This window comes from Agrobacterium sp. 22-210-1 (assembly GCF_053522525.1).
The window spans coordinates 1,719,256-1,732,609 of record NZ_JBNWCI010000001.1 but is presented as its reverse complement, the minus strand read 5'-3'; the positions used below and the strand labels follow the sequence as shown (position 1 = coordinate 1,732,609).

Here is a 13,354-nt window from a genome sequence, read left to right as displayed (position 1 = left end):
TTAATTCCTATTCGTAGAGGAGTTGCATATGCCGTCGGATATATTGCCCCTGCCTGTTCCAGCGCGGCCATGTGTGCCGGTCGCTGATCGTCATTTTCGCCGTTTTCCGCCTGCCGCCGGGCGGGATGAGGTTGCCCGCATCTGCCGGCTGATCCGGCAGCTGACCACTGAAATGGTGCAGTTGACCGGTGAGCGGCTGGGCGCACGCCGCGACAGGCGGCGCAGCGAATGCCATGTCCGCCAGATCGCCATGTATGTGTGCCATGTGCAGCTTGGCATTCCCATGTCGGATATCGGCCCCTGTTTCGGCCGGGACAGAACCACGGTCGGCCATGCCTGCCAGGTTATCGAGGACCGCCGTGACGAGCCGGCCTTTGACGAATTCGTCGCTGCGCTGGAACGGTTGGCCGGCAGCATTTTCAATGTGATGAAAGGAGTGCGGGATGAGTGAGGCAACAGGTACTCCGGTCGATCCGGCCCTGCTGCGGCTTCTGCGTTGCATCGCAGCCGGCCCGGCTGAAATCCGCGAAGACGGGAGCGATATCCTCCTGCACCGAAGGCGGGAGGGGCGTTCGGCACTGCGGTTGCCGGCGGCCCTGATGCAGCTTGCGCTCTCCTCCGGGCTGGTCGAGAGGCGGGAAGACAGGGTGTCTGCCGCGCCGCCGCTCGCCTCTTATCTCAAGCGCGCGATGGCGAAGGACCGGGACGAAATATTTCAGGAGCAGCATCGGGATTTGCAGAGCGTTGTCGTTGATGTCGATGGCGACAGACAACCGGCCCGGCAGAACCTCAACACGTCGCCCCTCATGGCCTTCTCCCGCCTGAAGGAGCGGGATGGCACGGCTTTTTTCCCAACGGAAGCCTTGCAGGCGGGCGAACGCCTCTCGGCTGATTTCCATCGCGGCCATCTCAGCCCGAAGGTGACGGCAACTTGGGAGCCGCGAATAGCGAACCGAACAAAGGGGGAGGCGGGCGGCACACTTGATCTCACCGAGGCGGCGATGGCCGCACGGGTCCGGTTTGCCCGCGCCGCCGATGCCATGGGGCCAGAGCTTTCGGGCGTCGCCATCGATGTCTGCTGTTTTGAAAAGGGGCTGGAGGTGGTGGAGCGGGAGCGGCAATGGCCGGCGCGCTCCGCAAAACTTCTCCTCAGGGCGGCACTTCTGTCGCTCGCGAGACACTACGCACCGCCGCCCAGCCGCGCCAGCCGGACAAGCCACCATTGGGGCGAAGAGGATTATCGCCCGCCGATGGCGGCAATGACGCTGACACGGTAGTGCTCAGGCGGGTAATGGTCAGGCGGCGAGCAGCCTTGCTTCTTCACGAATGCGCTTGACCATGGAGCGCAGACCATTGGCGCGCTGCGACGACAGATGCTCCACCAGCCCGATCTTGTCGAACACCTCGATGGCATCGAGGCCGGCGATTTCGGAGGCGTTTTTACCGGAATAGACGGCAAGGACGATGGCAACGAGGCCGCGCACGATATGCGCATCGGAATCGCCCTCGAAGGTCATGAGAGGGTCTTCCGCACCGTCGCTATAGCTGACGAGCCAGACCTGACTGGCGCAACCCTGCACCTTGTTCTCAGGCGTGCGTTTGTCCTCCGGCAGATCGGGCAGCGCCTTGCCGAGTTCGATGACATAGCGATAGCGATCCTCCCAGTCGTCGAGGAAGGCGAAGTCATCAAGGATCGTTTCGAGAGAGGCCATTTGCGCGCCGTATCGTCCATTATTGCATGTCTTTGCTACGATATAGGGCAAGTGCGACCGCTTTTGAACCGTGCAGGCCATGAAAAAGCCCACGGAAAACAGGTTTCCGTGGGCAAGTTTGGCAGGCAGTCACGCAGACGGGCATATCCGGCTGCAGAGAAGGGGCGGCGCGGCGGTGCGCGACCGGGAAATAATCAGGGGGCAGGGCGCTTCTGCGGCAGGGGAATGACCGTGCCGGTCTTCAGCATGTCGGTATTCCCGGGAAATTCGACGCTGATAGCAGGCGCTTCGGCCAGTTTCTCGGTTTCGACAGCCACTTCGGCGGCGGGAGCGGTCTTGTCACCGGCGGCAAGCTGCGCGTCGAGCAGTTCATAAGCGACCTTGGCGCCTTCCTTTGCCCGCTCACCGAGCGCGTGGAAGGTTTCGGCGCCTTTGACGCAGACATCAGGCTTTTCAATGCAGATGGCGCTGACATAACGATAGGCCTCACCGGCGGCCGAAACGGCGCTGGGAAGATCGAATGCCGAAGGTTCCTTGGTGGGGTCGTTGTAGCTACCGAAATAGGACAGCGCCACCAGCACCAGCGAAAACCAGAATGTTCCTTTGATCAGAAACCACATTGTCAGACACCCTGCCAGATGATCTTTGTTTTGAAGCCCCGCCCGGTTTCGGGTCATTGGCCTTTGTCCCGTTTTTCGGGCTTGAGGAGAAGCTACAGGCGACCGGCGAACAGCCAATTGCAAAAAGCGGCGCAATTTAATTCAAATTGTATCTATTCTCCTCGCATCGGGACGTCTGCCCTCAATTCATTCGCATTTTAACAGTCCATGTTAAGCATAATTGCGACAGAGGCCGCGCGTTCCGGGGCAAAGCGGCGGCACGCTTTGCCACAAAGGTTAACACGATGGCAAAAATGAAGCGAAATCCGTCGCTTACCCGTCATTAACCATGATTGGCAAAGCTTCGAATAAATGCCCCGTATTGGGACTGCGGTGCATTTGAAGGCCGTTTGAGGCCATTCTTTTTATCCATTCCTTAAGCCGCCGCCTTCTATTGTCGGGACCATAAGATCCGCCTCAGGGATTTAGGTTTGGTATTGCGTAATATGAGAGAAAAAGCGGTCGCACTGGTCGACCATGCCGCGGGCAGATGGCTTGCGCGCATGGAAGAGGACGCTGAAAGGCGCGCCGGAACCATTGCGCGCCTGCGTCGGCTGATTGCCTTCGGCGCCGTCGGCCTTCTGGTTGTGCCCGCCCTCTTCAGCCTCGTCTTCAGCCCCGCCATCGCGCTGCCCATCGGCGCAGCCCTGGTGCTGGCGCTGTTCCTGTCCGCTGCCGCCGTGTCGATTGCTTTTTCCCGGCCGCTGCATGGTTCGGCATCCTCCTCCGCCCCTGCGGCTGATGACGACCTTGTTGCAGCGTCGCAGGTGCCGGGCCTCGTGCTCACCATCAATGAAAACGGCCTTGTCGAACGCGTCTCCGGTCGTGACCGTGAGAAATTTCCGGCCGAGCTTCAGGCCTGCAAAGACCACGTCTTTGCCGAATATGTTTATGTTTCAGACCGTATCGAGCTGATGCAGGCCTTCGACCTCTTGCGGCAGGGCGAGGACAAGGCCAGCGCCGAGCTTCGGTTTGAGACCGGCGCGAAATCGCGCCCGGCGCAGTTCATGCATGCCCGTATCGAGATGACGGCGATCCGCAGCACGGCCGGCCGGCTTCGCCGCGTCGTCGCCCAGCTTTCCGATGTCACCGAGATCGAACTGCTGCGCCGCGATGTCGCCCGCAAGGCGGCAGAGGCGGAATCGGCCAATGACGCCAAGTCGCGTTTCCTTGCCGCCGTCAGCCACGAGTTGCGCACGCCGCTCAACGCCGTCCTCGGTTTTTCCGATATTCTGGCCGGTGAATATTTCGGCCGGCTGGAAAATGATCGTCAGCGCGAATATGTCGGCTTGATCCGCCAGTCCGGCGCGCATCTCCTGTCGGTCGTCAATACCATGCTTGATATGAGCAAGCTGGAAGCCGGCCGCTACGAGCTGCTGATGGAAAGTTTCCCGATTGCCGAAACCATCTCGTCCTGCGAGGCGATGCTTGGCCTGCAGGCGAAGGAAAAGGGCCTGACTTTGACGAGCCGCATCCAGCGTGGCATCGGCGAAATCTCGGCCGACCAGCGCGCCATCCGCCAGGTTCTCATCAATCTGGCCGGCAATGCCATAAAATTCACCGATGCGGGTGGTGTTGTGTCAATCGACGCCGCGCGTGAAGGCAAGATGCTGAAACTCACGGTCAGCGATACCGGCATCGGCATCGCTTCCGACAAGATTGACCTGCTGGGCCAGCCCTTCATGCAGGTTCAGAACGAATATACCCGTCGCTATGAGGGCACGGGTCTTGGGCTGTCCCTGGTCAAGGGGCTGGTGGCACTGCATGGCGGCACCTTCGTCATCGCCAGCCAGCCCGGCGAGGGGACGGTCGTAACGATCATGTTGCCTGCCGATGGTTCCGGCATGGCGGGTGGCGAAGACGCCGAAACTGAACGCATGGTGGAATTTCCGCCGCGCATCCGGCAACTCGGCGAAATGGCTGCGATTATGAAGAAGGATGGTGACGATGGCCCCGCGAAAGCGAAAATCGCCTAAGAAAACAACGGCCCAGATTGGCGCCGGGTTTGTTTCCTTGGTGGTTGCGGCCATCGGGCGCGAAGTCCTGCGCCATCCGAAACTGGTTGGCGGCTGCGGTGCCTTCGCGGTCGTCTTCGGCTTTGTCGCGGCCAACGCGCTCTGGTATCAGCCGGGCATTCACCCGTCTCCCTTCCTGCGCACGCGCGATGCGGAAAACCCGAACGGGATCGCCGGTTATCGCCCGGCAGAGCCGCTCGGCACCCACGGCAACGTCACCACCTTTCGCATAGAGCGGCCGGCAGAGACGGAAGCGACGCAGCCACCCGCCGCCGAGACTGCGGCGCTGCCGCCAGCCGAAAGCCAGAAGCCGCAGCAGATCGTTGCCGATATTCAGGGTGAACTGAAGAAACGCGGGCTTTACGAAGGCGACGCGGATGGCCGCATGGGGCCGAAGACCGCCGCCGCCATCATGTTCTTCGAAGAAACGCTCGGCATGGAACAGACCGGCGAACCGACGACCCGGGTGCTCGCAGCCCTCCGGATCGACGGCGCCACCGTTGCTGCAATTCCAAAGGACCGGCCATCCGACGCCAACACCGGCGGCGGAGTGGAAATCGACCCGGTCGCCGCCGCCATCCGCAAGGCGGAGAAGCCGCAGGTAAAGGCCGAACCAGCCTCCCTCAACAGCGCGACTGCTGGCGCAAAACCCGCAAGCAGCGCACTGATCGCCAAGATCCAGCAGGGGCTGATCAACATCGCCTATGCCGACGTGAAGGTGGACGGTGTGGCCGGCCAGCAGACCCGCAACGCCATCCGTGCTTTCGAAAAACACTATCGCCTGCCGGAAACCGGTGAACCGAGCGAAGTGGTGCTGAAGAAACTGAAGTCGATCGGCGCGATTTGAGGTTTAAGCTTCAAGAGGTTGTCCGTTGACTGCGGGCCGGAGGTGCGTGGGGCTTTACCCCCCTCTGTCCTGCCGGACATCTCCCCCTCAAGGGGGGAGATCGATCTGCGGCAAGGTCTCGCTCATCTCGGAGCTTGAGAATGAAGTGACGGTAGCGCCTCCTGCCGATCTCCCCCCTTGAGGGGGAGATGCCCGGCAGGGCAGAGGGGGGTAAAGCCCCACGCGCCTTTGCCAGATCCAACATCGAGAGCACGTCTCACTGTTTCCTTCGAAAGCACTGCCAATGCGCCTCAAATCCGAAATCTTCGTCTCAGCCCTCATCCGCCGCGTTTTCGCCGCCGGTGGATTTGCCGCGGTCGAAAAGAAGGGTGCGGAGGAGGCGGGTGCGATCTTCATCCGCCAGCGCCTGCGCGATGGCCGTGAAAACCTCTATGGACCGGCGCCGCAGAGTTTCGCCGATGACGAGGAAATCCGCGCTGAGCGCCGTTTCGAAACGCGTCTTGCCGGTGCGGAGGGTGAGGAAAGTGCCGCCCTGCTGGAAAAGGAACGGCGCTTCGACAGCGATCTGTGGATCGTGGAGATCGAGACGGATGAGATCGGCACTCTGCTGACGCTGGTGGACCAGCCGCAGGCTTAGACGGCCAAAGGCCGTTTACCGCTCACGTCCCGGTTTTGCGGGGAACGACGGTAATACGGCTCGGCCGCTCGCGGCCATGGGTATAGCTGTCCGCCCTGCGCCAGCTTTCCACCCGCTCTTCGGACTCGACGATGTCGAGGCGGTCGAGCAGCGCTTCGGCGCGGCTCATGTCACCTTCTGCGGCGGCAAGGTGCGGATAGAAGCACTGCAAGACGAAAGCGGCTTCGGAAAACTCCATGCCAAGCCCGGTGAGCGTGGTCGCAAGCTGCGCGCCGGAAATATCGAGCATGATACGTTCCGACAGCCAGTAGCTGGATGACAGCGAATCCGCCAGCGCCACCGCAAACTGCCGGGCGTTACGCTCACGGGCGAAACGTACGAGCAGCGCTTCCTGCACCTCGCTCAGGCGGCGCAGACCAAGCACGTCACCTTCGGGGCGGTTGAGATGATGCGCCATCTGCTTGATCCGCTGACGCATTTCTTCTTCAAGTGCGGATACTTCATCAATTTTCGTCGTCGTCTCAGGAATGGCCACGTCCACCACCTGCGGCTCGACGGCTTCTGCCACCTTCTGCGGTTCGGCGGCAGTCGTCGGCTCATCCGGCCGCTTCAGATCTTCGGCATGCCGCAGGCCAACCAGAGCATCGATGACGGTGGGGGAGAGGTCTTCGCGGCGCACGATGGCGCGGGCATGCGCGGCACCCTGCGTGCGGGCAATGGTGATCAGCGTTTCGTCAGTGAGGCACTTCGACGCGATAAGGAAGGGGGCCGCAAGCGAAATCGGCTGGCAGGCGATGAAGAAGGCGACGGCCGAAGGCACGCTCGGATGCTGCGACAGGGCGGCAATCGCTTCCCGCTTGGCTTCTTCGGTGGAGGCGTTGAAAAGCGGCATGAAAAGTTCGGCAAACTGCCGAAGGTCCGTTTTTGACGGATGGGAAACATTCTCGAAATTCGTCACCGTGGCCATAAGCACCACATCTTTCTTCCTCACGGCTCTTGGCCTCTCAAGTTCTCGAAACCGGTCGGTCAACGCACTACCCAACAAACGCAAACACAATATCGGCTCAAATTAGAGCAAATCCGTTGACGTCCTGTTAACTATGGGGGGTGGCAAGAGATATTCTGCCTCTATCAACAAGGAAATTTTAAAACCTTCATGACGGAAAAAATGTCATGGAACTTTGCCGCATCGCCTTTGTTTTCAACGGGTGCAGCCCTGTCGGCGATAAATTGCCGTCCAGCGATTAGGGTTAACGGATCATTAACCTCTGTCTGTTTGTAATTTCATGGGCAGTATTAGGATTCCATGTTATTCTGACGTTCGGAATAAAAGCCAAAATGGCGGCGAAATGCCTGAATGTCCGCATAGTCCCGCGCTAAAGCCTTCTGCGGTTTTAGGGACATGCGAAAACCAGCCTGTGGGCTGGATTATGCGCAATGTGATGGTGATGAAATTCCCGACGCAAGACGAGGCTTGCGCGGTTCCCATGGGCAACATTGACTCCCGAAGAGGAGAGAAGCATGGCAGAGATTATTCCAATTGGTGACGCCCGACGAAGCCTGCGTCCCGCCGGCATTGCGGCCAGGGTAATCGGCCCCGCGAAGGTGGTGCTGTTTACCGGCGTGCGTTATGAAAAGCGCGAAACCGAGCCCGCTGGCAAGGTCGTGCGCAAGGGCAAATCCGTACCGGAAACTGCCCTGAAATCCTGATTATATCTCAAAGACCGGCGTTATTTCCACGGCGTCGGCTGGCATTTCGCTTCGTTCAGGAAACGTTCTGCCTCTTCTCCGAAACTTGGCTGCGGCACCAGGGTCCGCAACACCACATATCCTTCCGTCTGATCCGATTCCGCCAGAATGGCCTGTGACAGCGATGGCGGCTGCGCCTTGCGGATGGCGGCGATCTGCACCGCATCGGCGACCAGAATATCCATCACCCCGCCGGCAGATGTGCGGTCATTCATGCTGAACACCTCGTTCGAGGCCTTGTCGTAAACCGCGACCGACCAGAAGGGCACAACGCCAACGGCGGTGAGCCGGACGGGCTTTTCCTCAATATTGAACGTGCAGACCGCGACCCGCATGAAGGGATCGCCGCTGGCAAACGTCTTTTTCTCCGTCGTCTCTTCGAGCAGATGAAACAGATGCGGCTTTCCTTCCGCGACCGCGCGAGTATAGGCATCGCGATTGCTGAAATGCGGTATCGCCAGAAGAATGATGACGTGCAGCACGGCGGCGGCGACAAGGCCGGTGAGGATGGCGAGCAGAACCCTAAGCATTGCCACACCCCAGCTTGCGGATCTGCGGCATGGCGATGTCGATCAGGCCGGAACTGCCGGCAACCGGCGTGTCGAGCAGCGTCATGACCAGCTTGAATGTCTGGCCCTGCGGCACCGCCAGCCAGTTATAGGTCTGGGCGTCGGGGGCGATGGTGACGTCGATGCCGCCATCGGCGCTGCGCAGGAGTGTGCGGGAATTCAGAGCGAAGGGCCGCCCGGCATCTTCGGCCAGCACATTGCCTTGCTGATCGGCGGTATAAAGCGTCCAGAACCGTGAAGGCGGCACCGCGCCGGCCAGCCGGTAACGGCATTCGCCGCTGAGTCGCTGGCCATCGCTGTCGACGGAGGCGGTAAAGGCCAGCCCCTCGGTCGTGCCGTAAAGCAGCCTGCCGGCATCGGCGCGGTGCGATTTGGCGTAAGGGTCGGCCTCGATCGTCTGCGCTTCGGGAAACGCATCCCAGGAACCGATGCGGATCGATCCGAAACCGGATGTCGCCTCAAGCGCCGCGAGTGTTACGGCAATACCGCCGCCAAAGGCGATCAGAAGGGCAATGCCGACAAGGAATGGAACTCGGAACACGCTGTTTTCCCGTTTTTGAACAGGTCGAGGACTATCACTGATTCCCCGTTTGGAAAATGGTGCCCTTTGTTTAGTCTTTGTGAAAATGAGCGGGATGGCGAATTCCGGTTCTCACGCACCCATGACCAGCTTGAAGGCGATGGCCCACATGGTAACCGCAATGACGCCTTCGAGAATGCGCCAGGCGGAGGGTTTCTCGAAGATCGGCCGCAGCCAGCGGGCGCCATAACCCAGCGAAAAGAAGAACAGCACCGAGCCGGTGGCCGCACCCGCCGCAAAGGTCTTTTCAAAGCCGGGAAATTGCGTCGAGATGGTGCCGAGCAGCACGACTGTATCGAGATAGACATGCGGATTGAGGAAGGTGAGCGCCAGGCAAATGGCCAGCGTCTGCCACAGGCTCGCCTCCTGCCGCTCGGCCACCGACAGCGCTTCGGATGAACGCAGCGCCGAATGCAGGCTTTTGGCGCCATACCAGATGAGGAAGGCAGCCCCGGCATAACGCATGATGGGATCGAGCGCCGGCATGACGGCGCTTATCCGCTGAAACCCGAAGACGCCGACGGTGATCAGCAGCGCATCGGCAATGGCGCAGGTGGCGCAGACCGCAAACACATGCGAGCGCGCCAGCCCCTGCTTCAGAACGAAAGCATTCTGCGCGCCGATGGCAACGATGAGGCTGAGGCCCATCGTTAGGCCAGTGAAGAAGATTTGAATGTCCATGCGTGTCGCGGCCCCTGCCTCTTTCCATGTGTAATGGCCGAAGGCGTTGCTTCCCGACCGAGTGCTTGGATATTTCCGCCAGATAGTTTAATCCAATTAAATAAACTCAATCCAGATAAGCTGGTCTAATGTCGCACTTCTCTCTTCAACCTCTCGATTTTCCACAACGTTGCCATCTCTCTACCCTCATTCCTGTGCTTGTCACAGGAATCCAGCCAGCCCAAGCCCTTGGGCTGAAAAGACTCTTCCGCCGCGCAGACGCGCGTCGACTGGATTCCTGTGACAAGCACAGGAATGAGGGGAGGAGAGGCCGTCGCCTATGGCTTCCAAGGCCCCCACGCCACCTCCAAACCCTGCATGAGGTGCCGTAGTGCTCGATTACCCCTCAATGCGGGCCGTGGCGCTCGTGGCCCAGACCGGCAGTTTCGAAAAGGCGGCGCAGGTGCTGTGCGTTACGCCTTCGGCCGTCTCGCAACGTATCAAACAGCTGGAGGAGCGGCTGGGCGTGGTGCTGATCGTGCGCGGCAACCCTTGCGTGGCGACGGAAAAGGGCGAATGGCTCTGCCGGCATATGGATCATGTCGGTATGCTGGAAAGCGAATTGTTCCGCCAGCTGCCGGCACTGGCGGAAGCGGGATCGGTGCGGGAGCGCGTGACACTCAACATCGCCACCAATGCCGATAGCCTCGGTACCTGGTTTCTGGAGGCCGTTTCGAAATTCACCGGCGGCAGCGATTATCTCGTCAATATCGCGGTGGACGATCAGGATCACACGGTGGAATGGTTGCGTGGGGGCAGGGTGCTTGCCGCCGTCACCGCCCATGCCAAGCCCGTGCAGGGCTGCCGCGTCACACCACTCGGTGTGCTCAGATATCACGCTACCGCCAGCCCGGATTTCATGGCCCGCCATTTCGCCGATGGCGTCACCTCGGCCGCCCTTGCCCGCGCGCCTGGGCTGACCTTCAACCAGAAGGACAGGTTGCAGGCGAGCTGGATCAGGCAGGCGCTGGGAGAAGACATCTCCTATCCCACCCACTGGCTGCCCTCGACCGATGGTTTCGTGAAGGCAAGCCTTGCCGGCATGGGCTGGGGTCTCAATCCGGTGCAGCTTGTGGGGGAGCACCTCAAGGCGGGGAGGCTGGTGGAAGTCGTTCCCGGCACGCCGCTGGATATTCCGCTCTACTGGCAGGTCAATCGTTTGGCTGCCGACCGACTCGGCGCGCTGACATTGCATGTGGTGGAGACGGCGAGGGCGGTGTTGTTGCGGTGATGCATTTCACACCGGGTTGCGGTTTAGGGAGACGGTAGCGGTTGAGCGAGTGGCTCACCCCCCTCTGCCCTGCCGGGCATCTCCCCCTCAAGGGGGGAGATCGATCTGCGGCAAGGTCTCGCCCATCTCTAGGCTTGAGAATGAAGTGGAGGTAGTGCCTCCTGCCGATCTCCCCCCTTGAGGGGGAGATGCCCGGCAGGGCAGAGGGGGGTGAACCACAGGTTCGGAAGGCAACGTCTTCCACGCGATGCAACCTCACCGCCGCGCCGCATCCTCCGCGCCCTCGCGCAAGGACGCATCCGCCACCTTCTGCGTCGTTACGCTCAAAGCCGAAGCGTCCTTCATCTTCTTGGCGATGGAGCGGATGACGCGTGTCGCCTCTGCCGAGAGCGAACGCGGGCGCGTGAGTGCCGGCATGGCGGGCGTGCTGGCGGATGCGGATGCGACTTCTGCCGAGGGTTGCGGGCGCGCGCCTGTCGGCAGCGGGTTCTGGATGCCGGGAATGGGGCGCAGTTCCATGCCCTGATGGGCATAGTCCATCAGCCGCTTGTAGGTCATGGCCGGAAGCGCGCCGCCGGTCATGTTGTTCATCGGCGTGAACTCGTCATTGCCGAACCAGACGGCTGTGGTGTAGTTGCCGGTAAAGCCCACATACCAGGCGTCGCGATAGGCCTGCGAAGTGCCGGTCTTGCCGCCGGAGACGATGCCGTTATCCAGTGCGCCGCGCCGGGCCGTGCCCATGACCGGAATGGTCACCAGCATCTGGTTCATCTTGGAATTGGCGTCTTCGGAAAGCACCCGCTTGGCGGGCGGCTCGTCATGGCTGAAATCGTAGAGAACGTTGCCTTCATAATCCATCACCTGCTCGATGCCGTGGCGGCGTGACTGCATGCCATCGGCCGGGAACACGGCATAGGCCGTGGCCTGGTCAAGAACGGTGACTTCCGAAGTGCCGAGCGGGATGGTCTTGTCGCTGCGCAGCGGCGTGGCCACGCCCATGGCCTTGGCGGTATCGACGATCACCTGCGTGCCGAGCACATCCTTGGCGAGCCGCACAGGCACGGTATTGTAGGATTTGGCGAGCGCCATCTGCAGCGTCACCTTGCCGGCATAAGACCGGCCGTAATTCTGCGGCGACCAGCCGCGCCAGGTCACCGGCGCATCGGAAATCAGCGTTTCCGGCTTCATGCCCTTTTCCATGGCGGCCGAGTAGGTATAGACCTTGAAGGAGGAGCCCGGCTGGCGTAGCGCCGCGGTGGCGCGGTTGAACTGGCTTTCGCCATAGTCGCGGCCGCCGACCATGGCGCGCACGCCGCCGCCGTTCTCAATCATCACCATCGCGCCCTGCTTGACGCGGTAACCCTCGCCATATTCGCGCAGCTCCATTTCCATCGCCTGTTCGGCCGCCTGTTGCAGGCCGGTATCGATGGTGGTGCGCACGACGACGGTATGGTCCTTGAACTTGCCTTCGGCAGCCAGCCGCTGCACCTCGTCGAAGGCCCAGTCGAGGAAATAATCCGGCGCCTTCACATCGGCGCGGTCGATGACGGTGGCCGGGTTGCGCCGCGCGCCGATCACCTGGCCCTCGGTCATCAACCCGCTCTGCACCAGGTTGGAAAGCACCGTGTTGGCGCGGGCGCGGGCCGCCGGCAGGTTGACATGCGGCGCATATTTGGCCGGCGCCTTGAACAGGCCGGCCAGAATGGCGGATTCCGAAAGCGTCACGTCGGTCAGGTTCTTGCCGAAATAAAACTGCGCCGCCGCAGCAGCACCGAAGGTGCCGCCGCCCATATAGGCGCGGTCGAGATAAAGGCTGAGGATTTCCTTCTTCGACATGTTGCTCTCAAGCCAGAGCGCGAGGAAGGCTTCCTTGATCTTGCGCTCCAGCGAGCGCTCATTGGTGAGAAACAGGTTCTTGGCGAGCTGCTGCGTCAGCGTCGAGCCGCCCTGCACCACGCCGCCGGCGCGGGCATTTTCGCTCATGGCGCGGGCAAGGCCGATGAAATCGATGCCGAAATGGTCGAAGAAACGCCGGTCTTCGGTCGCCAGAACCGCCTTGATGAAATGATCCGGCATCTGGTCGATCGGCACGCTGTCTTCATGGATGATGCCGCGATGGCCGATGGTGTTGCCGTAACGGTCGAGGAAGGTGACGGCGAAATCGCCGCGATAACGCCAGTCCTTCTTGGTCTCTTCGAAAGCGGGCATGGCCAGCGCCAGAAGCACGACTGCACCTGCCGTTCCGAAGGTCAGCGCATCACAGGTCAGGTTGACGACAAGTTTCTTCCAGCCGCGCACATGCAATTTGCGTGAGGCGATGGTGACGTCTTCCCAGAAATCCACCAGCCGTGCCGCAGCCGTCCACAGGCCGGAGTCGATGAAGCTATCGATCCGGAGCAGGATATGCCGCTTTTTGCGGCCGTTTTTATCGTCTTTTTCTTCCTGCACCTGGCGATGTTTTCCTGTTCAACGCAACGCGGCCCGTCGATATGCCTGCCCGAAATTCCTGCTTCAACCCATTCCCGACGCAAAAGCGTGGCATGGTTATGTCGGAATTGCTTGACGTGGTGACTTCTTGCAGGCCAATGACCCTTCAACCGCCGCCAATATGCTAAAATATCGTACAAACCAGCCC

14 protein-coding genes are annotated in these 13,354 nt (G+C 60.9%); 7 read left to right on the top strand and 7 right to left on the bottom strand.

Translation table 11 applies throughout. The features are described from left to right. Positions 1 to 28: 28 nt before the first annotated feature. Positions 29 to 451: a helix-turn-helix domain-containing protein gene (locus ACQZ5F_RS08670; RefSeq protein WP_046798627.1), complete on the top strand. Its 423-nt coding sequence runs from the start codon at positions 29 to 31 to the stop codon at positions 449 to 451. Next, a complete protein-coding gene (locus ACQZ5F_RS08665; RefSeq protein ID WP_225340042.1) occupies positions 444 to 1,277 on the top strand; it encodes a DUF6456 domain-containing protein in 834 nt (277 codons plus the stop codon). The genes ACQZ5F_RS08670 and ACQZ5F_RS08665 overlap by 8 nt, the downstream gene beginning before the upstream one ends. An 18-nt stretch (positions 1,278 to 1,295) precedes the next feature. Here ACQZ5F_RS08665 and ACQZ5F_RS08660 read toward each other — a convergent pair whose 3' ends face one another. Together ACQZ5F_RS08660 and ACQZ5F_RS08655 are read right to left on the bottom strand one after the other, a co-directional pair. Continuing rightward, the gene (locus ACQZ5F_RS08660) at positions 1,296 to 1,712 is read right to left on the bottom strand and encodes a SufE family protein (RefSeq protein ID WP_225340043.1); all 417 of its coding nucleotides are present in this window, start codon (positions 1,710 to 1,712) and stop codon (positions 1,296 to 1,298) included. A gap of 194 nt (positions 1,713 to 1,906) precedes the next feature. Continuing rightward, entirely contained in the window at positions 1,907 to 2,332 is a 426-nt protein-coding gene (locus tag ACQZ5F_RS08655) for a DUF5330 domain-containing protein (protein ID WP_046798630.1), read from the bottom strand. A 485-nt stretch (positions 2,333 to 2,817) separates the two neighbouring features. Here ACQZ5F_RS08655 and ACQZ5F_RS08650 point away from each other — a divergent pair, with 485 nt between their 5' ends. The 3 genes from ACQZ5F_RS08650 (at position 2,818) to ACQZ5F_RS08640 (ending at position 5,870) form a co-directional block, all read left to right on the top strand. Beyond that, a complete protein-coding gene (locus ACQZ5F_RS08650) occupies positions 2,818 to 4,347 on the top strand; it encodes a sensor histidine kinase (protein ID WP_225340044.1) in 1,530 nt (509 codons plus the stop codon). Further along, positions 4,319 to 5,233 carry a peptidoglycan-binding domain-containing protein gene (locus ACQZ5F_RS08645; protein ID WP_046798942.1) on the top strand — a complete coding sequence of 305 codons (915 nt, stop codon included), beginning with the start codon at positions 4,319 to 4,321 and terminating at the stop codon, positions 5,231 to 5,233. Before ACQZ5F_RS08650 ends, ACQZ5F_RS08645 begins: the two co-directional genes overlap by 29 nt. 283 nt (positions 5,234 to 5,516) lie before the next feature. Next, a complete protein-coding gene (locus tag ACQZ5F_RS08640; protein WP_046798632.1) occupies positions 5,517 to 5,870 on the top strand; it encodes a DUF1491 family protein in 354 nt (117 codons plus the stop codon). Positions 5,871 to 5,892: 22 nt separating this feature from the next. On the opposite strand, the gene ACQZ5F_RS08635 is transcribed toward ACQZ5F_RS08640, so the two are convergent. After that, complete coding sequence (locus ACQZ5F_RS08635; RefSeq protein WP_448730577.1) at positions 5,893 to 6,837, bottom strand: DUF2336 domain-containing protein; 945 nt, start codon at positions 6,835 to 6,837, stop codon at positions 5,893 to 5,895. A 554-nt stretch (positions 6,838 to 7,391) separates the two neighbouring features. Here ACQZ5F_RS08635 and ACQZ5F_RS08630 point away from each other — a divergent pair. After that, a complete protein-coding gene (locus tag ACQZ5F_RS08630) occupies positions 7,392 to 7,580 on the top strand; it encodes a hypothetical protein (protein ID WP_046798634.1) in 189 nt (62 codons plus the stop codon). 20 nt (positions 7,581 to 7,600) lie between these two features. Here the strand turns inward: ACQZ5F_RS08630 and ACQZ5F_RS08625 are convergent, their stop codons facing one another. From ACQZ5F_RS08625 to ACQZ5F_RS08615, 3 genes are all read right to left on the bottom strand, one after another. Continuing rightward, positions 7,601 to 8,149, bottom strand: a complete 549-nt coding sequence (locus tag ACQZ5F_RS08625; protein ID WP_046798635.1) for a DUF1254 domain-containing protein — start codon at positions 8,147 to 8,149, stop codon at positions 7,601 to 7,603. Then, positions 8,142 to 8,729, bottom strand: a complete 588-nt coding sequence (locus ACQZ5F_RS08620; protein WP_046798636.1) for a DUF1214 domain-containing protein — start codon at positions 8,727 to 8,729, stop codon at positions 8,142 to 8,144. Before ACQZ5F_RS08620 ends, ACQZ5F_RS08625 begins: the two co-directional genes overlap by 8 nt. Positions 8,730 to 8,840: 111 nt before the next feature. Then, complete coding sequence (locus tag ACQZ5F_RS08615; protein WP_052817581.1) at positions 8,841 to 9,449, bottom strand: LysE/ArgO family amino acid transporter; 609 nt, start codon at positions 9,447 to 9,449, stop codon at positions 8,841 to 8,843. 370 nt (positions 9,450 to 9,819) lie between these two features. On the opposite strand from ACQZ5F_RS08615, the gene ACQZ5F_RS08610 reads away from it, so the two are divergent. Then, the gene (locus tag ACQZ5F_RS08610; protein ID WP_225340045.1) at positions 9,820 to 10,719 is read left to right on the top strand and encodes a LysR family transcriptional regulator ArgP; all 900 of its coding nucleotides are present in this window, start codon (positions 9,820 to 9,822) and stop codon (positions 10,717 to 10,719) included. Between the two features lie 255 nt (positions 10,720 to 10,974). Here the strand turns inward: ACQZ5F_RS08610 and ACQZ5F_RS08605 are convergent, their stop codons facing one another. Then, positions 10,975 to 13,167, bottom strand: a complete 2,193-nt coding sequence (locus ACQZ5F_RS08605; protein ID WP_046798639.1) for a transglycosylase domain-containing protein — start codon at positions 13,165 to 13,167, stop codon at positions 10,975 to 10,977. Between the last annotated feature and the right edge of the window lie 187 nt (positions 13,168 to 13,354).

Bases quoted from the DNA above. Each gene is read 5' to 3' on its own strand.
- ACQZ5F_RS08670 (WP_046798627.1), top strand. From the start codon at position 29: ATGCCGTCGGATATATTGCCCCTGCCTGTTCCAGCGCGGCCATGTGTG.
- ACQZ5F_RS08665 (WP_225340042.1), top strand. From the start codon at position 444: ATGAGTGAGGCAACAGGTACTCCGGTCGATCCGGCCCTGCTGCGGCTT.
- ACQZ5F_RS08660 (WP_225340043.1), bottom strand. From the start codon at position 1,712: ATGGCCTCTCTCGAAACGATCCTTGATGACTTCGCCTTCCTCGACGAC.
- ACQZ5F_RS08655 (WP_046798630.1), bottom strand. From the start codon at position 2,332: ATGTGGTTTCTGATCAAAGGAACATTCTGGTTTTCGCTGGTGCTGGTG.
- ACQZ5F_RS08650 (WP_225340044.1), top strand. From the start codon at position 2,818: ATGAGAGAAAAAGCGGTCGCACTGGTCGACCATGCCGCGGGCAGATGG.
- ACQZ5F_RS08645 (WP_046798942.1), top strand. From the start codon at position 4,319: ATGGCCCCGCGAAAGCGAAAATCGCCTAAGAAAACAACGGCCCAGATT.
- ACQZ5F_RS08640 (WP_046798632.1), top strand. From the start codon at position 5,517: ATGCGCCTCAAATCCGAAATCTTCGTCTCAGCCCTCATCCGCCGCGTT.
- ACQZ5F_RS08635 (WP_448730577.1), bottom strand. From the start codon at position 6,837: ATGGCCACGGTGACGAATTTCGAGAATGTTTCCCATCCGTCAAAAACG.
- ACQZ5F_RS08630 (WP_046798634.1), top strand. From the start codon at position 7,392: ATGGCAGAGATTATTCCAATTGGTGACGCCCGACGAAGCCTGCGTCCC.
- ACQZ5F_RS08625 (WP_046798635.1), bottom strand. From the start codon at position 8,149: ATGCTTAGGGTTCTGCTCGCCATCCTCACCGGCCTTGTCGCCGCCGCC.
- ACQZ5F_RS08615 (WP_052817581.1), bottom strand. From the start codon at position 9,449: ATGGACATTCAAATCTTCTTCACTGGCCTAACGATGGGCCTCAGCCTC.